At 54.4% G+C, this 22,554-nt stretch carries 20 protein-coding genes and 1 pseudogene; 10 read left to right on the top strand and 11 right to left on the bottom strand.

The window, feature by feature from the left end; all coding sequences use genetic code 11:
- Positions 1 to 1,251 (bottom strand): TonB-dependent receptor family protein (locus B3007_RS13145; protein WP_301392230.1); only part of this gene is annotated, 1,251 nt, incomplete at its 3' end.
- 108 nt (positions 1,252 to 1,359) lie between these two features.
- Here B3007_RS13145 and B3007_RS13140 point away from each other — a divergent pair.
- Positions 1,360 to 1,857: pseudogene (locus tag B3007_RS13140) on the top strand (ISL3 family transposase); the annotation flags it as partial.
- A 75-nt stretch (positions 1,858 to 1,932) separates the two neighbouring features.
- Here the strand turns inward: B3007_RS13140 and aroE are convergent.
- The 6 genes from aroE to B3007_RS13110 form a co-directional block, all read right to left on the bottom strand.
- Entirely contained in the window at positions 1,933 to 2,757 is an 825-nt protein-coding gene (aroE, locus tag B3007_RS13135; protein WP_068435095.1) for a shikimate dehydrogenase, read from the bottom strand.
- Positions 2,758 to 2,781: 24 nt separating this feature from the next.
- Complete coding sequence (gene hemF / locus B3007_RS13130) at positions 2,782 to 3,729, bottom strand: oxygen-dependent coproporphyrinogen oxidase (protein WP_068435093.1); 948 nt, start codon at positions 3,727 to 3,729, stop codon at positions 2,782 to 2,784.
- A gap of 17 nt (positions 3,730 to 3,746) precedes the next feature.
- Positions 3,747 to 4,292 carry an L-threonylcarbamoyladenylate synthase gene (locus B3007_RS13125; protein WP_068435091.1) on the bottom strand — a complete coding sequence of 182 codons (546 nt, stop codon included), beginning with the start codon at positions 4,290 to 4,292 and terminating at the stop codon, positions 3,747 to 3,749.
- A gap of 252 nt (positions 4,293 to 4,544) precedes the next feature.
- A complete protein-coding gene (locus tag B3007_RS13120) occupies positions 4,545 to 5,357 on the bottom strand; it encodes a chemotaxis protein CheW (RefSeq protein ID WP_301377865.1) in 813 nt (270 codons plus the stop codon).
- 69 nt (positions 5,358 to 5,426) lie between these two features.
- Positions 5,427 to 6,677, bottom strand: a complete 1,251-nt coding sequence (dprA, locus tag B3007_RS13115; protein ID WP_301377866.1) for a DNA-processing protein DprA — start codon at positions 6,675 to 6,677, stop codon at positions 5,427 to 5,429.
- 74 nt (positions 6,678 to 6,751) lie between these two features.
- Positions 6,752 to 7,813 carry a LysM peptidoglycan-binding domain-containing protein gene (locus B3007_RS13110; protein WP_297533322.1) on the bottom strand — a complete coding sequence of 354 codons (1,062 nt, stop codon included), beginning with the start codon at positions 7,811 to 7,813 and terminating at the stop codon, positions 6,752 to 6,754.
- Between the two features lie 105 nt (positions 7,814 to 7,918).
- Between B3007_RS13110 and def the strand changes: the two genes are divergently transcribed.
- Genes def through B3007_RS13080 form a run of 6 tightly spaced genes read left to right on the top strand, consistent with a single transcriptional unit; the run spans position 7,919 to position 14,073 of the window.
- The gene (gene def, locus B3007_RS13105) at positions 7,919 to 8,440 is read left to right on the top strand and encodes a peptide deformylase (RefSeq protein WP_301377867.1); all 522 of its coding nucleotides are present in this window, start codon (positions 7,919 to 7,921) and stop codon (positions 8,438 to 8,440) included.
- A 3-nt stretch (positions 8,441 to 8,443) separates the two neighbouring features.
- Positions 8,444 to 9,394, top strand: a complete 951-nt coding sequence (gene fmt, locus B3007_RS13100) for a methionyl-tRNA formyltransferase (RefSeq protein WP_301377868.1) — start codon at positions 8,444 to 8,446, stop codon at positions 9,392 to 9,394.
- 2 nt (positions 9,395 to 9,396) lie between these two features.
- Positions 9,397 to 10,749, top strand: coding sequence for a 16S rRNA (cytosine(967)-C(5))-methyltransferase RsmB (gene rsmB, locus B3007_RS13095; protein WP_297533323.1), 1,353 nt, complete (start codon positions 9,397 to 9,399; stop codon positions 10,747 to 10,749).
- Between the two features lie 24 nt (positions 10,750 to 10,773).
- Positions 10,774 to 12,147, top strand: a complete 1,374-nt coding sequence (trkA, locus tag B3007_RS13090; protein WP_068435082.1) for a Trk system potassium transporter TrkA — start codon at positions 10,774 to 10,776, stop codon at positions 12,145 to 12,147.
- Between the two features lies 1 nt (position 12,148).
- Positions 12,149 to 13,597: a TrkH family potassium uptake protein gene (locus B3007_RS13085; RefSeq protein ID WP_068435081.1), complete on the top strand. Its 1,449-nt coding sequence runs from the start codon at positions 12,149 to 12,151 to the stop codon at positions 13,595 to 13,597.
- Positions 13,598 to 13,620: 23 nt separating this feature from the next.
- Positions 13,621 to 14,073, top strand: coding sequence for a hypothetical protein (locus B3007_RS13080; protein WP_297533324.1), 453 nt, complete (start codon positions 13,621 to 13,623; stop codon positions 14,071 to 14,073).
- Positions 14,074 to 14,082: 9 nt separating this feature from the next.
- Here the strand turns inward: B3007_RS13080 and vapC are convergent, their stop codons facing one another.
- From vapC to B3007_RS13065, 3 genes are all read right to left on the bottom strand, one after another.
- On the bottom strand, positions 14,083 to 14,481 hold the full coding sequence (gene vapC / locus B3007_RS13075; RefSeq protein WP_297533325.1) for a type II toxin-antitoxin system tRNA(fMet)-specific endonuclease VapC: 399 nt from the start codon (positions 14,479 to 14,481) through the stop codon (positions 14,083 to 14,085).
- Positions 14,481 to 14,711 (bottom strand): type II toxin-antitoxin system VapB family antitoxin, encoded by a 231-nt coding sequence (gene vapB / locus B3007_RS13070; protein WP_297533326.1) that lies wholly within the window; start codon positions 14,709 to 14,711, stop codon positions 14,481 to 14,483. Before vapB ends, vapC begins: the two co-directional genes overlap by 1 nt.
- A 99-nt stretch (positions 14,712 to 14,810) precedes the next feature.
- Positions 14,811 to 15,644: a hypothetical protein gene (locus B3007_RS13065; RefSeq protein ID WP_297533327.1), complete on the bottom strand. Its 834-nt coding sequence runs from the start codon at positions 15,642 to 15,644 to the stop codon at positions 14,811 to 14,813.
- Positions 15,645 to 15,883: 239 nt separating this feature from the next.
- On the opposite strand from B3007_RS13065, the gene B3007_RS13060 reads away from it, so the two are divergent.
- The 3 genes from B3007_RS13060 to B3007_RS13050 all read left to right on the top strand — a co-directional run bounded on the left by B3007_RS13060 (position 15,884) and on the right by B3007_RS13050 (position 19,315).
- Positions 15,884 to 16,723, top strand: coding sequence for a DUF6160 family protein (locus B3007_RS13060; RefSeq protein WP_076514467.1), 840 nt, complete (start codon positions 15,884 to 15,886; stop codon positions 16,721 to 16,723).
- A 177-nt stretch (positions 16,724 to 16,900) separates the two neighbouring features.
- Positions 16,901 to 18,388 (top strand): SulP family inorganic anion transporter, encoded by a 1,488-nt coding sequence (locus B3007_RS13055; RefSeq protein ID WP_068435962.1) that lies wholly within the window; start codon positions 16,901 to 16,903, stop codon positions 18,386 to 18,388.
- Between the two features lie 72 nt (positions 18,389 to 18,460).
- The gene (locus B3007_RS13050; RefSeq protein ID WP_301377869.1) at positions 18,461 to 19,315 is read left to right on the top strand and encodes a universal stress protein; all 855 of its coding nucleotides are present in this window, start codon (positions 18,461 to 18,463) and stop codon (positions 19,313 to 19,315) included.
- 87 nt (positions 19,316 to 19,402) lie between these two features.
- On the opposite strand, the gene B3007_RS13045 is transcribed toward B3007_RS13050, so the two are convergent.
- Positions 19,403 to 22,546: an efflux RND transporter permease subunit gene (locus tag B3007_RS13045; RefSeq protein ID WP_301377870.1), complete on the bottom strand. Its 3,144-nt coding sequence runs from the start codon at positions 22,544 to 22,546 to the stop codon at positions 19,403 to 19,405.
- Positions 22,547 to 22,554: the final 8 nt, after the last annotated feature.

The following is a 22,554-nucleotide window of genomic DNA, read 5'->3' as shown; positions in this document are numbered from 1 at the left end:
CAGGGCTTCGCCGGTCTCAAAGCGATTATTGCTGCCCGTGGGGGCGACAGTGTTCTGGAACACCAGAGAGCCGTTGACCTGGTCATAAACATCGACCGGCTGGAAACGATCCATTTCATCTTCGTGGTAGCGGGCGCCGAAATCAAACTGGTGGCTGCCCATGTCGACATCAAAGTTTACCTGCACGCCCTCGGACAGGTAGTCCCTGGCGTTGTTTTTGTAATCCAGGCCGCTGGCGTCAACTGTGCCGTCCAGAATACCCTGGGCATTGGCGTCGCCGCCGTTTGCCGAGTCGATGATGCTTCCGCCGCCGCTGAGCTTGAACCAGTTCCGCTTGAAGTCGTTGCGATAGAGGGTGGCCGTGCTGCTTACGGTATTACTCCAGTCGAACTGATGGGTCAGGCTGATACCGGAGTGGGTATTGTTCATCTGGTCGATGCTGGACAACCCGTAACGCCGGTTCGGATCCTGGCTGAAGTCCGCATCGGTCAGGCCGAGGTAACTGGAGTTGGAGGTTTCCTCGGAGTATTGCAGCTTGGCGGTCACGCTCTGGCGCTCTCCCTGCCAGCGCAGCTTGCCGACATAGTCTTCGATATCAAAGCCGGTATCGCGGTTACTGCGGTCAATCTCCTTGAAGCCTTTCGCGGAGCGCTGGACGGTCTCAAGCAGGTAGCCCCAGTCGCCGGCCGTGTCACCATAGGTTACATGAACGTCGGTGGAGCCGCGGTCGTTGGTGACTGTCTCAACATAGCCCTGCCGCTGATCGGGAATGGGTGTGGAAATCAGGTTGATGACACCACCGGTGGTTTGCGGGCCATAGCGCAGCAGCGGGGCACCCTTGAGTACTTCCAGCGAGGACATGCGCTTCAGTGTCGGAAAATAATAGGCGGCCGGATTGGAGTAGGGCGCCGGTGCGATCAGAATGCCATCTTCCATCAGGGTAATATTACTGCTGCGCTCGGCCGTGGCGCCGCGGATGCCGATATTGGGGCGCAGGCCCAGGCCTTCTTCTTCCCGCACATAGACGCCCGGGACGGTTTTCAGCACCTGGTTGATGTCGGTCTCAACCTCGGTTTTCAACTGCGCCTCACCAACGACGTAGCCTGACCCTGGCAAGGTCTGGGCTGCGGACGCATCGCCAATGATTTCCATGGGTTCAAGCATCTGGGGCTGATCATCGCCAGCGGCAGAGCCCAAGGCTGGGGCGAGGCTGATCGCCACAGCCAGTGATAGTTGGGAAGGTTTAAACATGTGGTTAATCTCCATTACCATTTGTTTTTCGAAATGTAAGTGACAATCATTACTATTACGTTGGGCGAAACTTTACGGTTCCGTAACTATAAAGTCAATTGCTAATCGGCTCACGACGTCTCAGACCGCGAGCGTCTCATCATGGAAACCTGGACAGGGGCCTTCCCCCAGCTCCTGGCAGCCTATGAGCACAAGGAGCGGTTCTACCACATCTGGGGCTGTGCCACCCGGCGGGATGCTGAGAAGGCGTTGGCTGCCTGGGTTGACGGCATCCCGCAGGGGCAGAAGGAGGTCTGGAAGGATCTCGTTAGCGCCGTCAGTGGCTGGCGTGAGGAGGTGCTGACCTACTTCGAGACCGACATCCCAATCACCAACGCCTTCACGGAGTCGATCAACCGGCTGGCCAAGGACAAGAACCGCGATGGCCGGGGCTATTCATTCGAGGTGATGCGGGCCCGGATGCTCTACACCACCAAGCACAAGAAGAAGACGCCACAGACCAAGGAATCTCCGTTCCTGGGCAAGGCCACCATGACCTACAGCATGGGTCTCCCCGAGGCCGAGAAGAACTACGGCGTCGATCTATCAACCTTCTGGGAGGATTAAGGTTTTGGTGGATCAGAGGGGATCATCAACCACTTAATCCGGATACCCTTATTTTACTGCTTGCTGTAAACAGGCTTAGCGGCGACGTTCATTCCGTAACGATTGCATCACCCGCGCAGTCTGGGGGCGTACCCCGCGCCAGACATAGAATGCCTCAGCGGCTTGCTCGACCAGCATGCCCAGACCATCGATGGTGCGAAGAGCACCGTGATCTTCAGCCCACTGGTTAAACACGGTCGTATTGCTTCCATACATCATGTCGTAGGTCGTTGTATTCTGATGGATGACCGATACAGGTATCGGCGGCATTTCGCCAGCCAGACTGGCAGATGTGCCGTTGATAATCAGATCAAAACTGCCGTCGATATCGGTAAAGCCACAGGCTGAAACACGACCGAGGTCGGCAAAATCTTTTGCCAGCGTCTGCGCTTTTGATTCGGTACGGTTGGCAATGACGACCCCTGCGGGCTGTTGCTCCAGAAGTGGTTGCAGTACTCCCCGAACAGCACCTCCGGCGCCGAGGATAAGGATGCGTTTTCCCTCCAGAACCACCGAGTGGTTAATCATCAGATCTCTGACCAGACCAGCACCGTCGGTATTGTCGGCGAGCAACGTACCATCAGGCATCTTCTTTAACGTATTAACCGCCTCTGCGCGTTTAGCACGGGCGGTTAATTCATTTGCTAAGCGGTAGGCATTCTCTTTGAAGGGAACCGTCACGTTTAATCCGCTGCCACCGTGTTCAATAAAGCGTCTGACTTCACCCTCGAAGTCATCCAATGGTGCCAGCAGCGTTTTGTAAAATAAGTCCTCACCGGTCTGCTCAGCAAAGGCATTCTGAATATCAGGTGACTTGCTGTGCGAGATCGGATTGCCGACTACTGCATAGAGGTCGGTCATTGCGTCTCCTTACTGCTGCCGGTACTACACCCAGTCCCGGTGAGGCAGAAAATCTTTGTAAAGGCGTTCTTCGGGACTACCTGGTTCAGGGTTCCAGTCGTAATCCCAATGCGCGACAGGGGGCATCGACATGAGGATGCTCTCCGTGCGCCCGCCGGTTTGCAGGCCAAAAATAGTACCGCGGTCAAATACCAGGTTGAATTCGACATAACGGCCTCGTCGGTAGCATTGAAACTTACGTTCCCGCTCGCCCCATGGCATGCCTTTGCGGCGTTCTATGATGGGGACCACCGCATCAATATAGCCATTGCCGACCGCCTGCATAAAGGCGAAACTGCGCTCAAAGTCGACTTTACCATCCCAGTTGTTCAGGTCATCGAAGAAGAGGCCACCAACGCCACGGGTTTCATTCCGGTGTTTCAGGAAGAAATACTCGTCGCACCATTTTTTGTATTTCGGGTAAATATCTTCTCCGAATGGGACGCACAGGTCTTTAGACACCTGGTGCCAATGCACCACATCTTCTTCAAATGGGTAATAAGGCGTGAGGTCGAAGCCTCCGCCAAACCACCAGACAGGCTCTTCACCTTCTTTCTCGGCGACGAAGAAACGTACGTTAGCGTGCGAGGTCGGGATGTACGGGTTCTCTGGGTGGATCACCAGAGAGACCCCCATCGCCTGAAAACTACGACCTTCAAGTTCAGGGCGGTTAGCCGTGGCTGATGCTGGCAGTTTGGCGCCGCGAACATGCGAGAAATTTACACCGCCTTTTTCGATGGTGCCGCCGGTGATCACTCGTGTACGACCGCCGCCAGTGAGCGCCATCGGGTTGTTACCTTCCTCTTCGCGGTCCCAGGCGTCTTCGACAAAGGTGGCTTTTCCGTCTGCCGCTTCGAGCGCGGCACAGATTCTGTCCTGCAGGTCGAGCAGGAAAGATTTTACTGCCTGAATATCACATGAAGTGTTGGCCATTGGGTCTCCTGAGTTGCTCAGCGCAAGCGCTGGCCGTCGAGTGTTCGGATTTCAGAGGGTTGGCGTCGTCCGCCCAGCGCACCGGGTAGCAGGCAATTGATACCTGACGGGAAGTACTGCCTGACGCGCAACAGTGTTCGGGCGGGTTCTTTACCTGCCGGATTCGCTGAGGTAGACACCAAAGGGCCCACTTCATTGCAGAGTGCGCGCACCATCGGATGATCGCTGATCCGGATAGCGAGACTGCTGTGTTTGCCACGCAACCAGACAGGTACCGAATCATGGCAGGGCAGAACCCAGGTCACCGGGCCGGGCCAGGTGGCCATGACGGTGTTTCTATCGTCGTCGGACAATGGCTTGATCCAGTCCTGAAACTGCTCCAGCGATGAGCCTACCAGTACGAGGCCTTTATGCTCAGGGCGTGATTTCAGATCAAGGATTCTATGCACTGCCTGCTTATCGGTCGGGTCGCAACCGAGGCCCCAGACAGCTTCCGTCGGATAGGCAATAACGCCACCAGAGCGGATACAACGCAGGGCCTGATGTAAATGCCAGGGATTCACAGAAGGGTTCCGGTAACTTTGATTGAAAAGATTGCGGAACCCTACCTCAAGCCCGGCGTGGCGGCAAGGAGGCGACCTTGAGGTAAGGCATGGTGAATAAGGTAACCTGTTATTTTGGCAGCTTAGACAGTAAAGCTACGGCCTGCTCTGGGGAGAATCCATCCGATGCTGGAGCAAAGCCCATACTGTGTACAGCGAGGCTCAGTTAAGCGCGAGGGTTAGTAGTCTACCTGGTTTCTACTTAGCTTGTTTCTATTTGGTCAGATGAGCCGGTTCCAGGCGGATGAATAACTCGCCTTCGCTTTTTTGCAGGAAACCATCGTAGCAGGCATGTTGCAGTTCCTGCTCCTCATCAGGGAGCCAATGGCGATTGTCGAACTCGATAATCTGATCAATCGAGTCGAGTTCAATACCGTAGGTTCTGCCTGCTGCCCGCAATATCACCACCACGGGCTTAAGCATTTCTTCGAGGCGTGCGGTTGCCTGATCAAATAATCGTAATAACACCTTCAGGGTGGAGTGCTTCTCGTCATTCAGAATGCGGTTGGCCTCTTCGGCTTTATCTTCCTCATGCGCCATTTTCAGCAGCCGGGTCGCCAGAGAATGGATGCGCTTATGTGGCTCATCGAACTGAGCCATGATTTTGTGCAGCTCTTCGTCATGCGCTTTGTATTTGTCGTACCAGAGGCCAAAAGCGCAAAGATGAGGGTCGACTGCCTTTTTGAATTCTTCGCCATGATTGATGCTGTGCTCAAGCGCTGTAATCCAGTCAATGTGATCCTGGCGGCGTTGCTTCAGCATGGAGATTAGCTGTTTACATTCTTCGAGTTGCGAGGTTGAGCCAATCAGACGGCTGAAATTAAACAGAGGAATCTGTGTTCCCTCGTAGGTGAACATACGGCGAATGCCAGATTTGCCGCCGGGCACATCATGTGGGTCGATTGCATCCAGTGTGGTGATGTACTGAATCGAATCCACGGGTAGAGCGTACTTTGCCCGTGGCAGATGGAAGGTAAGATAGCTTCCTGCCACATCTGACTGTGTGGCAACGGCGGTCTGGTTCATCGGTAGCTCCTCCTCATTCGATAAAGTGTAGATCAGGCCGGACGCTTTACCATTCGCGGTATAAGGATTTCACCGTACCCGGCAGTATCCGCCCGGTGCCTGTAACAGCCAGCCTTCAAGTTCCAGCATCAGAAGTTCTCCGAGCAACTCAGATATTGGGCGTGAGCTGCGAAGAGCAATCACGTCGACCGGCGTCGGATTAAAATCAATGTGATTGAGCAGTTCAGGAGCCTCGGCGCTGGGCGTGGCCAGGTCATTGGTGCTTTGGGTGTGCGAAGAGTTGTTTGCTGTATCAGTAAAGCCCGTGAGCCCTGGTTGCTGCGGTGCGTGCCTGGGTAGCTGCTGTTGTTTCTGGTGGGGTTGCTGGAATGGTTGTTGAAATGACATGCCGGTTGAAAGCGTGGCCTCAAGGATTTGCTGCGCGTTTTCGACAAGTAGCGCGCCTTCGCGAATCAGTTGGTGCGGCCCCCGGCTGAGTGGGTTGCCGAGTGCTCCCGGTACTGCCAACACATCTCTGCCCTGATCGGCGGCCATTCGGGCAGTAATCATGGTGCCGCTTTTGATCCCGGCCTCGACCACAAGGGTCGCGCTACTCAGACCACTGATGATGCGATTACGGGATGGAAAGTGGCGCGCCTGAGCTTTGGTGCCGGGGCTGAATTCACTCAGCAACAGGCCATGCTCCACGATACTAGCCGCCAGGCTACGATGTTTTGCCGGATAAATAATATCGGGCCCGGTTCCCATCACGGCAATGGTTGCTCCTGTCGATACCGCACCGCGATGCGCTGCGCCATCAATACCAAGCGCCAGTCCACTGACCACAGCCATTCCGGCAGAGGCAAGTTCAGCCGCGGTATCTATCGTCCATTCGAGGGCGCTTGCAGATGCCCCTCGACTGCCAACCATTGCAATCGCGGGTTGCTGCAGTGCGCTCAGATTGCCTCGATACCAGAGAAAAATGGGCGCATCGCGGAGTATATTCAGGGATTCGGGGTAGCCTGCGGTACCTGCCAGCAATACGCCTTGATTCGGGTGCTGGCACCAGTCTTCCAATATTTCAAAGCCGCGGCTGAGTGCGGCGTCATTGTGCCAGCGGTCTGCCTGTTCGGGCTTCAGGCCAAGCTGGATAAGGTCCCGAGGGCTGCATTGTGACAGGGCTTCCGGATTCGTCAGGCGACTGCGTATTTCGTTTAGGGCGATATTGCCCACGCCAGAAATACTGCGTAAACGCCACCAGGCGAGCAGTGTACTTCGGTCAGGATGAGGAGCGGCAGAGTCGCCGTTGGAGCTATCGGGTGCGTATGTGAGTCCATCCATGGACATGCGGCCTCCGTGGCCTGCCAGACTCACCTCGTCAAAGCGTGAGTCTGTGATTGGTCATTCAGAAATTGTCAGATTTTCGGTGACTCAAAGTAATCGCCTACTTTCAGCGGACGCTGAGCGCGCATGATCAGCGCATAGGACATTTTTTCGTACACACGGAAAACCATCATGCTACCGGCATCCTCTGCTGGCAGACGAATCTTCTCTTTCTCAACCGGGTCGTAGACTACTTCGCCCGCTTTCTTGATCAGCATGACATGCCCGACGTCCATGCCGTCGCGCTCACCGCGGTTAAGAGCAACAACATCGAACTGTCCGACGTGAGATACACCATTGGTCACTGCCAGAATCTCACCAGCAATACGCTGACCCGGAGCCTTAGGAATAAAACGGGATTTCAGTTCGCGGTCTTCTGTTTCGAGCAGACGGTCGCGGGTCGAAACCTGCTGGTTAGTTTTCTCCAGCATCAGGGTGATGACATCGCCCTCAACGGTTTCAACTGAAGCCTTACCGATATCGGTGGCTTCCATACCCAGTACTTCGTCAGTGACTGGATCAACAAAGACGTCGCCTTTACGGAAAATGCCGTAAGCAGAAGCCAGCTGGCCGTCCACTTTGCCACGTGCGTACACCTTGGTTCCGGCGCCCATCAGAACGCGACCGTCGGCACCGCTGACAATATAAGGGGCTTTCGCGAGCTCTTCTGGTTCAACGATGCGGTGATCACGCAGGAAACCCTGAATCGCATCCATCGGGATGGCGGCAATGGCGGCTTCGATAGGTTGAACACGTGCCGAAGGAGACATTTTCACGTCGCCCGGGCGTAGTTTAACGGTGCGGGATGCTTGTCCGCGCTCCATTACAGTTAGTTTTTTCTGGCCATCTACGTCAATCAGGCCGATCATGTCGCCAGGGTAGATAAGGTGAGGGTTGTTGATCTGGTCGTTCTGGTACCAGATTTCAGGCCATTCCCAAGCGTTGCCAGTGAAGCGTTCTGCGATATCCCAGAGGGTGTCACCCTTTTGTACCGTATAGCGCTCAGGGGCGTCAGCTCTGAGTTCCAGTGCGCTTGCACCGGCTGAAAGGCACATCAAACCTGCAACGAGGAGTCGTTTGATGGTTTTGCTCATCCTTTATTCCCTTTATTATTAGCGTTCAGGGTGACGTTGAATTGGCTGCCACGCGGCCATATTAGCAAGTCACTACCATAAAATTCCATAAGTAACGCATTTCTCATGGCCATACTAGATATTCTGGAATTCCCGGACCCACGTCTGCGAACCGTTGCACAACCTGTTAAAGAGGTCGACGCACGAGTGCAGAAAATCGTCGACGACATGTTTGAAACCATGTACGACGCACCCGGCATCGGCCTGGCAGCCACCCAGGTGAACATTCATGAACGCATCATCACGATTGATGTGTCCGAAGACAAAAGCGAGCCACTGGTGTTTATCAACCCGGAAATTACCGTGCTTGATGGCGAGCTGGAGTCGATGCAGGAAGGCTGCCTCTCGGTACCTGGCTTCTATGAAGACGTGACCCGGGTTGAGCATTGCCTGGTGAAAGCCCTCGACCGCAAGGGTGACGCGTTTGAGCTTGAATGTCGCGGCCTGCTGGCGGTATGCATTCAGCACGAAGTCGATCACCTCGAAGGTAAGCTGATGGTCGATTACATCTCTCCGATGAAGCGTAATCGCATCAAAAGTAAGCTGGATAAGAAACACAAAATCGAAGCCCGTCAGGGGAAGCGTTAATACATGGCTTTACGCATTGTTTTTGCCGGTACGCCGGATTTCGCCGCCGTTCACCTCTCTGCGCTGGTTAACAGCGAGCATCAGGTAGTGGGTGTTTACAGTCAGCCAGACCGTCCGGCGGGGCGTGGAAAAAAGCTTCAGCCCAGCCCGGTAAAACAGATTGCGCTTGAGCATGATATCCCTGTGTATCAGCCGCTTAACTTCAAAGACGAAGCCGATGTCGATACGCTCCGTTCACTCAATGCGGACGTTATGGTGGTGGTGGCTTACGGCCTTCTGTTGCCGAAGAGTGTGCTGGATGCGCCGAAGTTTGGCTGTCTTAACGTTCATGCATCGCTGTTGCCACGCTGGCGTGGTGCCGCACCGATTCAGCGCTGTATCGAAGCCGGAGATATGGTCACAGGCATCACTATCATGCAGATGGATGTCGGTCTGGATACTGGCGACATGCTGAGTAAGGTCACGACCGGAATTAATCTCGATGATACCGGCGGCTCACTGCACGACCGCCTGGCTGAGATGGGGCCGGGAGCACTGCTGAAGACGCTGACGGATGTTGAAGCAGGCACCCTGACGCCGGAGCAACAGAACGACGCCGCTGCCTGCTATGCCCATAAACTGAGTAAGCAGGAAGCACTGATTCAGTGGGATGCATCTGCAGACGAGCTGGCCCGCCGGGTTCGCGCGTTTAATCCTTTCCCTATGGCTTATACCCTTCTAGGTGATGAGCGTATCCGGATTCATGCCGCTGTCGCGCTGGAGAAAGCCACGCAACTGGCCCCGGGAACGATTGCACATGTTTCTGCCGACGGGATCGAAGTTGCCTGCAAAGAAGGTGTGCTGAAACTCACCAAGCTACAGCTTGCCGGTAAAAAGCCCATGGCTGTGGCCGACATCATCAACGGCCAGCCGAATCTTTTTCAGCCGTTTTACGTACTTTCTTCTGAGCTCTGATCATGCAGAATCTATACGGGCGCGGTAAAGCCAGTGCCATAACACCGCGTCATGCGGCGACACTTGCTGTGGCTGCGGTCATGTCAGGGCAGTCTCTCAATCAGGCGATTCCTTCGCTCGAAGATCGCATCGAAGACAGCGAACGGGGTTTCTTTCGCGACCTGACGTTAGGCAGCTGTCGCTGGTACTTTCGGCTCAATGCGCTGACTAAGATGCTGTTGAAGAACCCTTTTCCCGAGGAAGATCAGGACCTTCACGCTCTGATGATCGTCGGGCTTTATCAGCTGGTGATTCAAGGCAAAGCGCCTCATGCAGCAGTACATGCCACAGTCGATGTCTGCGAAGAGATGGGCAAGGGCTACGCAAAGCCGGTCATCAACGCCTGCCTGCGCCGTTATGGCCGGGAGTATGAGAGCTTACTGCCACTGCTGGAAGACAACCCTGTAACGGCAACCAGTCACCCGAAATGGCTGGTCAAAATGCTGACCAAAGCCTGGCCTGAACAATGGCCGCAGATCCTCGATGCTAACAATGAGCGCGGCCCGCTATGCCTTCGTGTGAATCAGCGTCACGTCAGCCGGGATGAGTATCTACGGCGTTTACAGGAAGCCGGTATTGAGGCCACCGCAGGTGAACACAGCCGCTCAGCGATTTACCTTGAGGCATCGTGCGATGTCACTACGCTGCCGGGGTTTGCCGATGGTGATGTCAGCGTACAGGACGAAGCTGCGCAGCTGGCAGCACAGATACTGGCGCCAGCAGATGGTGAGTGCGTACTCGATGCCTGTGCTGCTCCGGGTGGTAAAAGCGCTCACCTGCTTGAGTCTGCAGACATACGCCTGATGGCGGTGGATACCGATGAAGCCCGACTTGAGCGTGTGCACGAAAACCTTGAACGTCTGCGACTGAGTGCGGATATCGCCTGCGTCGATATGTGCTCGGACGAACCCTGGTGGGAAGATTACTGCGGCGATGAGCCGGGTTTCGATGCCATTCTTCTGGATGTACCATGTTCAGCAACGGGCGTGATCCGCCGCCATCCGGATATCCGCATGCTGCGCCGCCGCGAAGACATTGCGCAGTTGGTTGAAGTGCAGGCCGATATTTTAGAGCGCGCCTGGCAGATGCTGAAGCCGGGCGGACGCTTGCTATACGCTACCTGCTCGGTGCTGCCTCAGGAAAATAGTGAGCAGATTGTACGTTTTGTTGATGTGCATCCGGATGCAACGCTCGTTACACTGGACAATGACTGGGGAATCGCCTGCATTGCCGGGCGGCAGTTATTTCCGACGCCTCGTGGACACGACGGCTTCTACTACGCGCTCTTGCACAAAACTGCAGACAATAACTGCTGAAGGCAGACGGGACTCTGAGCTGATATGAAGATTATTATCCTTGGCGCCGGACAGGTCGGGGGAACACTGGCAGAAAACCTCTCCAGTGAGAAAAACGATATCACCATTATCGACACAGACACCGATCGCCTGCGCGAACTGCAGGACCGTATCGATGTTAAAACCGTTTATGGTCATGGTTCGTTTCCGCACGTGCTGCGCGACGCCGGGGCCGATGATGCTGACATGCTGGTGGCGGTCACGAATTCTGACGAGACCAATATGGTCGCGTGTCAGGTGGCGTATACGCTGTTCAGAACCCCCACCAAGATTTCCCGTATTCGCTCCAACGCTTACCTTAAGCAGACCGACCTCTTCAATGTTGATGCCTTCCCGATTGATGTACTGATTTCGCCAGAGCAGGTAGTGACAAAGTACATACGCCGCCTGCTGGAGTTTCCGGGGGCACTGCAGGTACTCGACTTTGCCGACGGTAAAGTTCAGCTGGTCGCTGTTAGGGCCTATTACGGTGGCCCTCTGGTCGGTCAGGCGATCTCAACACTCAAAGATCACCTACCTAATGTGGAAACACGTGTAGCTGCGGTGTTCCGTCGCAATACCGCCATTGAGCCCAAGGGTGATACCGTCATCGAAGCCGACGATGAGGTGTTCTTTATTGCGGGTCGTGAGCACATTCACACCGTGATGAGTGAGTTGCGTCGTGCGGAAGACTCATACAAACGAGTCATCATTGCTGGTGGCGGTAACATCGGTTACCGGCTCGCTAAAGCGCTGGAGAAACGCTACCGGCTGAAAATAATCGAGCACAACCCTGAGCGTGCGCGCTACCTGAGTGAAAATCTCGACCGCACCGTTGTCCTGCATGGCAGTGGTACGGATAAAAGCCTGCTCGAAGAAGAGAATATTGAGAATACCGACGTCTTCTGTGCCCTGACCAACGATGACGAGGTGAATATCATGGCCTCGCTGTTGGCGAAGCGCCATGGCGCCCGTAAAGTGATGACCCTGATTAACAAAGCGGCCTACGTGGATCTGGTGCAGGGCGGCATGATTGACGTGGCGATCTCACCACAACAGGCAACCATCGGCAGCCTGCTGACGCATGTTCGTCGGGGCGATGTGGTTAATGTTCACAGCCTGCGCCGTGGCGCTGCTGAAGCCATCGAGGCTATCGCTCACGGTGACAGCATGTCATCTAAGGTGGTCGGGCGTCGTGTGGGTGAAATTAAATTACCGCCGGGCACGACAATCGGTGCCATCGTTCGCGGCGATGACGTCATTATGGGACGCTCTGATGTCGTGGTTGAATCGGATGATCACGTCATTCTGTTTGTGATGGATAAACGCCACATCGCCGATGTGGAACGACTCTTCCAGGTGGGCTTGGGCTTCTTCTGATATGCACTTTACTGTGATTGCCCGGGTACTGGGCATCTTCCTGATGTTGTTCAGCCTGACCATGCTGCCGCCTATGGTTGTATCCATGTGGTACGACGATGGCGCTACCGAAGCCTTCAGCGTCGCTATGTCTCTCGTTCTTGGGATCGGCTTCTTCAGCTGGTTGCCATTTCGCGGTGTTAAAAAAGAACTCAAAACCAGAGACGGATTTATCGTCGCAGCCTTGTTCTGGCTGACGCTGGGTCTGGCAGGCACATTACCTTTTATGCTCGCCGAAAACCCCGGCCTGAGCTTTGCCGATGCCTTTTTCGAATCCCTCTCGGGCTGGACAACCACCGGTGCGACGGTGATGACGGGCCTCGAATATCTGCCGAAATCGATCCTCTGGTATCGTCAGCAACTGCAGTGGCTGGGCGGCATGGGGATTATCGTTCTGGCCGTGGCTATTCTGCCGATGCTCGGTATTGGTGGCATGCAGCTGTTCCGCGCTGAAATGCCGGGCCCTCTGAAAGACTCGAAACTTACTCCGCGTATCACTGAGACTGCGAAAGCGCTCTGGTACATCTACCTGTCGCTGACCATTGCCTGCGCACTGGCTTACTGGCTCGCGGGTATGAACACCTTTGATGCCATCGCGCACAGCTTCTCGACGGTCGGTATCGGGGGCTTCTCAACCTATGACGCGTCCATGGGGCACTTCGACAGCGCACTGATCGAAGCCATTGCCATGTTCTTTATGCTGGTGGCGGCACTTAATTTCTCGCTGCATTTCTATGCCTGGCGGTACAAAACCGTGCGCCATTACTTCGTTGATTCCGAAGTGAAGTTCTTTCTGTTCGTCATGTTTGGTGGTGCATTACTGACCGTCATTGCACTCTGGATGACGGATACCTATGACTTTGGTGGCGCGGTTCGCTACGGCTTATTCGAGCTGGTGTCGGTTGCCACGACGGCTGGCTTCGGCACTGCTGACTTCTCGGTCTGGCCGGTATTCCTGCCTGTACTGCTCTTTATGATGGCATTCATCGGTGGCTGTGCGGGTTCGACCGGTGGTGGCATGAAAGCCATTCGTATCCTGTTGGTATTCAAACAGGGCCTGCGCGAGATTCATCGACTGATTCACCCCAATGCCATCATTCCGGTTAAGCTCGGCAAGCAACCGGTAGCCGACCGGATTCTGGAATCGGTCTGGGGATTCTTCGCGCTCTATGTGGTCACCTTTATGGTGATGATGCTGGCTTTGATGGCGACCGGGCTGGATCAGGTCACCGCGTTCTCAGCCGTTGGCTCCTGCCTCAATAACCTCGGCCCGGGGCTTGGCGAGGTCTCTGCGCACTACGGTAATATCTCCGATACCGCTAAGTGGATTCTGGCCCTGACCATGCTGCTCGGGCGTCTGGAGATTTTCACTTTACTGGTTCTGATTACCCCGAGTTTCTGGCGGAGTTGATGTTGAAAGTTAGGGACAGGGATATGCCTTCTAAGATCAGGTTGCAACGTGTCAGTGATCAGCGTTTGTTCATTGCAATCGCTGCTGTCGTTCCCTTGTTCTTTATCACTTTAGCTTATGTTGAACAGGGCTGGAGTTTGTTTGACCCGAAAGGACAGATTTGCATAGCTGTGTCAGCTCTCCTTTTGACCGCCTACTGGTGGCTACCTTCAGGCTTCTTCCCGAAATCACACAGGGAATCGATTGAGGTTGATCAAAAGAGCCTCCAGATTGTGCGCGGAAAACAGGTATGGAGAGGGAATTTTAGTGATTGGCAGGCGTTCAAGGTTGAAATGGTTGTCAGTCAGCTCGGTTATAACTGTTGCTTGATTTTCTACGGACGTGAGGGGAAGGAATTCAGCTTCTACTTCCGTAACTTTATGGCATCAGAGATTGAAAGGTTTCTGAAGGACACTCCTCTCCGTAAATGGCAATGAATTGATAAGCTAAACCCAATTTTCTACTCGTAGACCAGGAACCCGTTGAAACTCACGCTCGTTATTGGTCACAACGATAAGACCGAGAGAGCGGGCATGCCCTGCGATCATTTGATCGTACGGGCCGATAGGACATCCACTACGAGCAAGTTCAGCCCGGATCTGCCCGACGTGCTGCGCAGCGTGCGCGCCAAAGTCCAGAACTTCCAGTCGGCTCGCAAACGATTCGACAACTTTCAGATTACGCTCGGGATTGGTAGATTTTTCCGCACCGTATAACAATTCCATCAGGGTGATAGAGGATATTGCCATCTGCCCATCGTGTGCATTGAATCTTTCCCGGACCTGCTCAGGTTTGTTTTTAATTGTGTAGATCACGATATTAGTATCGAGCAGATACTTTATCATCAGAAGTCCTCTCGCGATTGCTCCCTCGGTTGTTCACGCTCAGACATAAAGTCATCCGTAGCGCGCAAACCTTCAAACCAACTATCCCAGCTCTCACCAACTGGAGTGATGATGCGTGCGTTTCCGACAGAAAAGATATTCACCTTTTTCACATCGTCCGCAAACTCAAGAGCTCTAGGAATTCTTATCGCTTGATTCTTGTTGTTCGAGAATATGGATGCTTCTGCCATAAAACTAGCCTCACTATACAGAAGGTTGGTTCAGTTAATATGATATTCGATTCAGTATATGTCAACAGCATATACCTGGTGGGATTGATGCTCCGCTGACTAGCGAACGCTGCCGCTGCCTTTAGGAGCGCGGGGTATTTGGTTCAGACGAAGCTTCACCAGGGCATACCCAAACAGATACAGGGTCGCGATCAGAAGTGCGGCGGCAGTACCCAGCTGCAGTCCAAGTAAGGGATAAATCTGAGTGACCGAGACGACGTAAATCACCATAGACACCAGACCCTCAGGGTACTGTTTGACTGTTGCGGCGACAACGGGCGCACCGTAGCTTAGTTGCAATACGATGAGTGTCGGGAAAAAACTAACCGGAAACGCTGCCAATAAGCCCGCCTGTGAGGGGGAAAGCCAGTGCGCCAGCGCGGTAATCCCGAGTACGCTGATGGTAGCCATGACCGCACGGAACAGAATCGCTGGTGCCGGACGTTGCCAGAGGTTGTCGCTGTTCAGTGCGACTTTGGCGTCAGGTACAGACCGGAGAAGCCGGCTTGCTGCGGCGATAAGAGTCAGCATAATCAGCGCGTTCTGCCACCAGTTGGCGTTCCAGTATTGTAGCGGCGCAACCGTCGTCAGAAATGCGCTGAGCGCCAGCAGTGCAGGGATCAATACGTGTCTTGGCCGGTGCCAGCGACGGCTTGCGTATAAGTAGCTGATGGCCAGTGCCAGGCTGCCTGTCAGTCCAATCAGAGTATGTGTCGCGCCTTCCGCTGCGAAATCAGAGCCCAGTTCAAACCCCATAAAGTAGAGAGTGATAGCACTACCCAGCGGGAAGCCGGCCAGTACGCCCGCCCAGGCGGGGCCATAGCGCCGTGCGACAACGGCCAGCATAACGACCGTTAGAAACGTAACCAGTATCTTCGTGAGTAAGAGCAGCAAAAGGAGAACCTCAGACGTAATTCCGCGATGATAGCTGACGCTCAGAGTAGTGTCAGGTGAAGATCAATACAGTAAAACGGGCCATATAGAGGTGTTTGTTATCTTATCGGGTCACTTTGGCGCACCCTGACTAAACTCGCTGGCGAGGCCGTTTAACGGGGCATATTCTGGTTCCTGCAACAGTAGCCAGAGGGATGCGGTACTGGCTTATTCTCGCGAACGACGCAGGGATAAGAACAATGATAATAAAACCAACCGTAAGTCTGGTGGCACTCCTGCTACCAATGTCAGCACTGGCTGAACTGCAATCTCTTGACGAATATGCCATGAGTACAGTTTCCGGGCAGTCCGGGATCAGTATTGAAATGGAAGCTCAGATGGATATCGGTGAAATCATTTATACCGATGAGGGCTCTCTCGCAATTACTGAGGTCTTTCTTGGTGGTGCTGACCGTGATGATCTGTTTGTCGAAGGTTATACCGCAGCCAATGGCGGTACCCCTTTTATTCAGAATGTGTCCTCGCTTCTCGATGACCTGAAGTTGGATATCGATATCTCAGCAGAGGGCGAATTGTCGCTTAAATTTTTCCCGGTTGGTTTTGCCGCACCTGTGGATTTCAGCATCCGTACAGAAGCCTGGGAAATACGCGATGCCGATGGTGCTCCCAAATTTACTCTGATTGATAACTTTAAGATGGACGGCATCTTTACCCAGTTATGGGCCAAAATTGGGTACGACGATGAACTCGGAACAGATCGTCTGAATCTGGAAATGATGATCGGCATCGATGATCTCGACTTTGATATGCCGGCACTTGGTCTGGCGATACGTGACTTCCGCATGACCCGCTCTGACTACGACGACAACCCTAATCTATTGAGTGCCAACGCGCAGATTGAGGCAGATATATACAGCGGCCAGAACTCCCAGGGCGGTGGTGCACTCGCAATCGATAATATCGGGATGAATGCGGATATCACTGTTGGGTCCATTCAGGTAGGTGGACGCTCAATCGGTTCAATGAAAGTCGATAACCTCAATATGGTTGGCGGCAGTCTGAAAATTTACGGCCACTGAAACCCTCCACTCAGTGGGTTTTGCCAGCTTACCAGGGGCGGTAAGCTGGCTTTTTTGTGTCTGGCCCTCTGTCTCTTCTTAGTTGCGAGTTGCCCCACTGATCAAGCTCTGTACAATGCCGGCTTTTCCGCCTGAGTTCTTCGGGTGCGTGTCTTAATAGTAAGTGAGCAGTTACTTATGTTGAATACTCTGAAGCGCGAGTGGTTTTCAAACGTTCGCGGCGATCTCTTGTCGGGCACGGTCGTTGCTCTGGCTTTGATTCCTGAGGCCATTGCCTTTTCTATTATCGCCGGAGTCGACCCGAAGGTCGGCCTTTACGCGTCTTTCTGTATCGCGGTTATCATCGCCATTGTGGGTGGTCGTCCGGGCATGATCTCGGCAGCAACGGGTGCAATGGCGCTGCTGATGGTGACCTTGGTAAAAGAGCACGGTCTGCAGTATCTGCTCGCGGCCTCGCTACTCTGTGGTGTGATTCAGATAGGGGCGGGCTTCTTAAAACTCGGAGACCTGATGCGTTTCGTGTCGCGGTCTGTGGTGACAGGTTTTGTGAATGCACTGGCGATCCTCATCTTTATGGCGCAATTGCCTGAGCTGACGAACGTGACCTGGCATGTATACGCCATGACCGCCGCAGGTCTGGGTATCATCTACCTGTTCCCTTATGTGCCTAAAGTAGGCAGTTGGCTCCCGTCGCCGCTGGTGTGCATTCTTACCATGACAGCCGTTGCGATCTACTTTGGAATCGATGTACGTACCGTGGCTGACATGGGTGAATTGCCGGATACCTTGCCTATTTTCCTCTGGCCAGACGTACCGCTGACGCTGGAAACTCTGTGGATTATTCTGCCGTACTCGGCTGCTCTGGCGGCCGTTGGTTTGCTGGAGTCGATGATGACAGCCACCATCGTTGACGAACTCACCGATACCGACAGTGATAAAAACCGCGAATGTAAGGGGCAGGGTGTGGCTAACATCGGTTCTTCCTTGCTGGGCGGCATGGCAGGTTGCGCAATGATCGGTCAGTCGATCATTAACGTGAAATCCGGAGGACGTGGTCGATTATCCACCTTTGTTGCGGGTCTGTTCCTGTTGATTATGGTGGTCTTCCTTGATGAGTGGATCGGTCAGATTCCGATGGCCGCATTGGTTGCTGTGATGATCATGGTGTCGATTGGCACTTTCTCCTGGGAGTCGGTGATCAACCTTAAGAAACACCCGTTATCCACCAATATTGTGATGCTGGCCACAGTCTCTGTGGTTGTTGCGACGCACAACCTTGCACTGGGTGTACTCGTTGGCGTCCTGCTGGCATCCTTGTTCTTTGCTAACAAGATTGGCCGTTTCATGGTCGTGAAAAGCGAGCAGGATGCACCGGGCGAACGCACCTATAAGGTGATTGGCCAGGTGTTCTTTGCGTCGTCGGATGCGTTCAGTAAGTCATTCGATTTCCGCGAAGCGGCTTCTAAAGTCACTATTGATCTGACGCATGCCCATTTCTGGGATATTACGTCAGTATCTGCTCTGGATAAGGTGGTGATTAAGTTCCGCCGCGAGGGAGCAGAGGTCGAGCTGCTTGGAATGAATGAAGCCAGTGCCACGATTGTCGACCGTTTCGGTGTTCATGATAAGCCGGAAGAAGTCGAGAAAATGATGGCAGGTCACTAACAGGCCGCCATTAACAATCGGTGAGGTTCACGCGCTGGTTTCGCTGTCGAAAGAGAGTGAGAAGGAGTAACGATGAAACAGATTACGGCATGTATTGATGCCTCCCCGGGTGCAATGGCGGTGGTGGATGCCGCTTCCTGGGTCAGCCAGCGCCTGCAACAACCACTGACTCTGCTGCACACTCTTGAGAAGGTCGATAAGAATGCGGCTGACCTTAGTGGCAGCATTGGTTTTGGCAGCCGCGAGCATTTGCTGGAGCAGCTCACTGAGCTGGATGCTCAGCGTGCGAAGCTGGCGATTGAAAGTAGTCGTATCATGCTCGAGTCTGCAGAAAAGCGGGCGAAAGAGCACGGTGCTCAGGACTGCACTGTTCAGCAGCGTCACGGTCGTCTGTCGGAGGAAGTGCTGTCCCTCGTTGACGATACTCGTGTGCTGGTAATGGGACGTCAGGGGGAAGACCATCCGGACCCGACGGTTGCTACGCTGGGCAGTCAGTTGGAGACGGTACTCCGTTCAGTATCCTGTCCGGTGCTGATTACAACGGGCGTATCTTTTCGTACACCTACGCGCTTTATGGTGGCGTATGACGGCAGTGAAGCTGTCGAACGTGCGTTAGATGCGTACGCTGACAGCCCACTTCTGAAAGAAGCAGAGTGTCATCTGGTCATGGTCAACCACACCGATGCAGAGCATGTCGCTAAGTTTACGACTGCACAGCAACGATTGGAGAAAGCTGGCTTTAACGTGGTGACTCGTAAATGCGAGGGCGATGTCCTGTCGATTCTCAATGACTATCAGTTTCGTCATCAGATCGATCTGATTGTGATGGGCGCCTACGGCCACTCGCGTATCCGTCAGTTCTTCGTTGGTTCGCATACCCGCAATATGGTCAGCCACAGCAAAGTACCTATTCTGCTGCTGCGTTAACGTAGTCATGATAGAAGTGCTGCGCTGACAGAAAGAAAAGGGGCCATCGGCCCCTTTTTTATTTTGAGTCTTATCTGACAGCCTTCACTATCGACTGAGGCTCGCTTTGTTGTGACTTCGCCTGTGAAGCCAGAAGTAGAGCACAGGCACAACAAACAAGGTTAATGTGGTTGCCGAGATAATGCCGCCGATCACCACAGTGGCGAGTGGCCGTTGTACTTCTGCGCCAATACCCGTATTTAAAGCCATCGGTACGAAGCCAAGCCCCGCAACCAGAGCTGTCATCAATACCGGGCGCAAACGCATGGTCGCGCCCTGAATGACAGCGTCGCGCAAAGCGACGCCCTGATCACGCAGTTGGCGAATGAAGGTCAGCATGACGAGGCCGTTCAGTACCGAGATTCCGGACAGTGCGATAAAGCCCACGGCCGCTGAGATAGACATAGGCATTCCTCTCAACCACAGCAGGAATATTCCGCCGGTCAGGGCCAGTGGTACACCGCTGAAGATAATTAAGGCACCGCGCAGATTCCCGAACGCCGAGATCAGCACGAACAGGATAAGCGCCAGAGTGGCTGGTACCACCCAGCGCAGCCTTGCTTCGGCTGACTGGAGTTGCTCGAAAGTGCCGCCGTATTCCAGCCAGTAACCGCTGGGTAAACTCACCTCTGAGGCCGCTTTCTGCCGGACCTCTTTGACGAAACTGCCGAGATCACGACCACGCACATTGGCACTGACGACGATGCGACGCTTGCCGTTTTCGCGACTGATTTGTGCCGGAGCTGGCGCGAGAACGACATCCGCGACTTCGCTCAGAGGCACAAATCCGCCATCAGCGAGCGGTATAGGAAGCGCTTTGATCAGGTCTGCATTCTCGCGCAGAGGCTCGGGAAACCTGACGACCAGGGGAATGCGTTGGTCCCCACGATAGATCAGCCCCGCTTGCTGTCCGCCGACAGCCGTCGATAGCAGAGACTGAATATCATCGACCGTCAAACCATAGGCCGCCAATTTCTGGTGGTTTGGATGAAGTGTCAGCACGGGTAGCCCTGTGACCTGCTCGACCCGGACATCGGCGCTACCGTCCACTGAGTTAAGCAGGGCAGCAACCTCATTCGCTGCAGTAAGAAGCTGGCTCAGGTCATCACCGAACACTTTGACGCCAAGGTCGGCGCGTACTCCAGAGATCAGTTCGTTGAAGCGCATCTGGATGGGCTGAGTGAATTCATAGTTATTACCCGGGAGTTCCCGCACGCTGGCTTCAATCTGCTCTACCAGATCCGCTTTATGCCGCTCCGGGTCCGGCCATTGTGCCTTGGGCTTGAGGATGATGAAGGTATCCGCGACATTGGGCGGCATAGGGTCGGTCGCGATCTCCGGTGTGCCAAGCCGGGAGAAAACAGTCTTAACTTCAGGGAAGGTAAGAAGGCGCTCCTCAAGTAATACCTGCATATCTAACGACTGTTGTAGAGAGGTGCCGGGAATACGCAAGGCATGGAGTGCAATATCCCCTTCATCCAGCTGAGGAATGAATTCTGAACCGAGGCGAGTGCTGAGAATCACGGCGCCAACGATAAGCAGGGCGGCAGAGCCGATCAAGATCACAGGAGCCCGCAAGGCAGTGCGCAGAAGTCGCTCATAAAGTGACTGGTAGCCGTATCGCTTTGATTCGACAGACGACGCGCCAGATGGCTCGGTATGATGAACGCCTGTCCCGTTCCTCAGAAACACAGCGATAGCGGCAGGCACCAGCGTGATACTGATGATCATGGCGGAGAGCAGGGCGATCACCACGGTCGCTGCCATCGGATGAAACATCTTTCCTTCGATGCCGGTGAGGCTGAAGATGGGGATATACACCAGAGTGATGATGGCGACGCCGAACAGGCTGGGTTTCATCACCTCTGCGGTTGCTGAGTACACCAGTTCAAGACGCTCGCGCAAGGTCAGGGCTGACCCGCTGGCGCTCAGGCGCCTCACGCAGTTTTCGACGATGATGACAGCGCCATCAACGATCAGGCCGAAGTCCAGAGCGCCCAGACTCATGAGGTTGGCAGATACGCCGGCCTGAACCATGCCGGTGATTGTTGCCAGCATCGCCAGAGGGATAACCGCGGCGGTAATCAGTGCTGCACGCAGATTGCGCAACATGATGAACAAAACAAAAATAACCAACAAAGCGCCTTCAAGTAGGTTGGTCTGTACCGTCGCCAGCGTCTTGCCCACCAGGTCTGTGCGGTTGTAAACGACTTCGGTCGTCACGCCATCGGGGAGACTGGTTGCGATATCTTGCAGGCGGCGTTTAAGCGCTTCCGCAACCTCTTTCGGGTTTTCCCCCATCAGCATCATGGCACTGCCCAGTACGGTTTCTGAGCCACCGCGTGTCGCCGCGCCTGTGCGTAACTCTTCGCCCTGAGTGACCTCAGCAAGGTCCCGGATGCGCACAATGGCCGTACCGTTGCGAGCCACCACGGTATCGCGGATATCTTCTATCGACTTCAGTTGACCGACGGCTCTTACCAGCTGTTGTTCCCCATGGACTTCGATATAGCCTGCGCCACGATTGCTGTTGTTGCGCCTGATCGCGGAGACCAGCTGAGGCACCGTGATCTGGTGTTGCAGTAACAAGGCTGGGTCAGGGCGGATATGAATCTGCTCTTCGAAGCCACCGCTGGTATTGATCTCGGCGACGCCCGCAACCTGAGCCAGTTGCGGGCGTATTATCCAGTCCTGCACGGTACGCAAAGCCATTGCATCGTACGGGCTGCCATCCGGCTGACGAGCATCGCTGTCGGCCGTGACGGTATAACTGAAGATTTCACCCAGTCCGGTACTGATTGGCCCCATCACCGGCTTCAGACCTTCAGGTAGGGCGTCGCTGATTTGGCCCAGTCGCTGATCAATCAGATTTCGTGCGTGATAGATATCAGTGCCGTCTTTGAAGACGACCGTCACCTGTGACAGGCCGTAGCGCGATAAAGAGCGCGTATATTCGAGTTGTGGCAAGCCGTAGAGCGCAGTTTCTACCGGAAACGTCACCCGTTGCTCGGCTTCCAGAGGCGAGTATCCGGTAGCTTCCGTATTAATCTGAACCTGAACGTTGGTGATGTCCGGTACAGCATCAATGGGTAAATAGCGATAACTCCAGAGTCCGGCGGCAATCAGAACCAGGCTGGAGGCCAGCATCATGAAGCGTCGCTCCACTGCCAGCCGTATTATGGCATTCAGCATGTGACCTC

It is taken from the genome of Thalassolituus sp. UBA675, assembly GCF_002297765.1.
In the GTDB taxonomy this organism is placed as follows: domain Bacteria; phylum Pseudomonadota; class Gammaproteobacteria; order Pseudomonadales; family Oceanobacteraceae; genus Thalassolituus.
Note: the sequence above shows the minus strand (reverse complement) of the source record. Positions and strands in the feature narration are given on the sequence as shown.

Bases quoted from the DNA above. Each gene is read 5' to 3' on its own strand.
- B3007_RS13060 (WP_076514467.1), top strand. From the start codon at position 15,884: ATGATAATAAAACCAACCGTAAGTCTGGTGGCACTCCTGCTACCAATG.
- B3007_RS13080 (WP_297533324.1), top strand. From the start codon at position 13,621: ATGCCTTCTAAGATCAGGTTGCAACGTGTCAGTGATCAGCGTTTGTTC.
- B3007_RS13050 (WP_301377869.1), top strand. From the start codon at position 18,461: ATGAAACAGATTACGGCATGTATTGATGCCTCCCCGGGTGCAATGGCG.
- hemF (WP_068435093.1), bottom strand. From the start codon at position 3,729: ATGGCCAACACTTCATGTGATATTCAGGCAGTAAAATCTTTCCTGCTC.
- def (WP_301377867.1), top strand. From the start codon at position 7,919: ATGGCCATACTAGATATTCTGGAATTCCCGGACCCACGTCTGCGAACC.
- B3007_RS13055 (WP_068435962.1), top strand. From the start codon at position 16,901: ATGTTGAATACTCTGAAGCGCGAGTGGTTTTCAAACGTTCGCGGCGAT.
- aroE (WP_068435095.1), bottom strand. From the start codon at position 2,757: ATGACCGACCTCTATGCAGTAGTCGGCAATCCGATCTCGCACAGCAAG.
- B3007_RS13085 (WP_068435081.1), top strand. From the start codon at position 12,149: ATGCACTTTACTGTGATTGCCCGGGTACTGGGCATCTTCCTGATGTTG.
- rsmB (WP_297533323.1), top strand. From the start codon at position 9,397: ATGCAGAATCTATACGGGCGCGGTAAAGCCAGTGCCATAACACCGCGT.
- vapC (WP_297533325.1), bottom strand. From the start codon at position 14,481: ATGATAAAGTATCTGCTCGATACTAATATCGTGATCTACACAATTAAA.
- vapB (WP_297533326.1), bottom strand. From the start codon at position 14,711: ATGGCAGAAGCATCCATATTCTCGAACAACAAGAATCAAGCGATAAGA.
- B3007_RS13045 (WP_301377870.1), bottom strand. From the start codon at position 22,546: ATGCTGAATGCCATAATACGGCTGGCAGTGGAGCGACGCTTCATGATG.
- trkA (WP_068435082.1), top strand. From the start codon at position 10,774: ATGAAGATTATTATCCTTGGCGCCGGACAGGTCGGGGGAACACTGGCA.
- dprA (WP_301377866.1), bottom strand. From the start codon at position 6,677: ATGGATGGACTCACATACGCACCCGATAGCTCCAACGGCGACTCTGCC.
- B3007_RS13110 (WP_297533322.1), bottom strand. From the start codon at position 7,813: ATGAGCAAAACCATCAAACGACTCCTCGTTGCAGGTTTGATGTGCCTT.
- B3007_RS13120 (WP_301377865.1), bottom strand. From the start codon at position 5,357: ATGAACCAGACCGCCGTTGCCACACAGTCAGATGTGGCAGGAAGCTAT.
- fmt (WP_301377868.1), top strand. From the start codon at position 8,444: ATGGCTTTACGCATTGTTTTTGCCGGTACGCCGGATTTCGCCGCCGTT.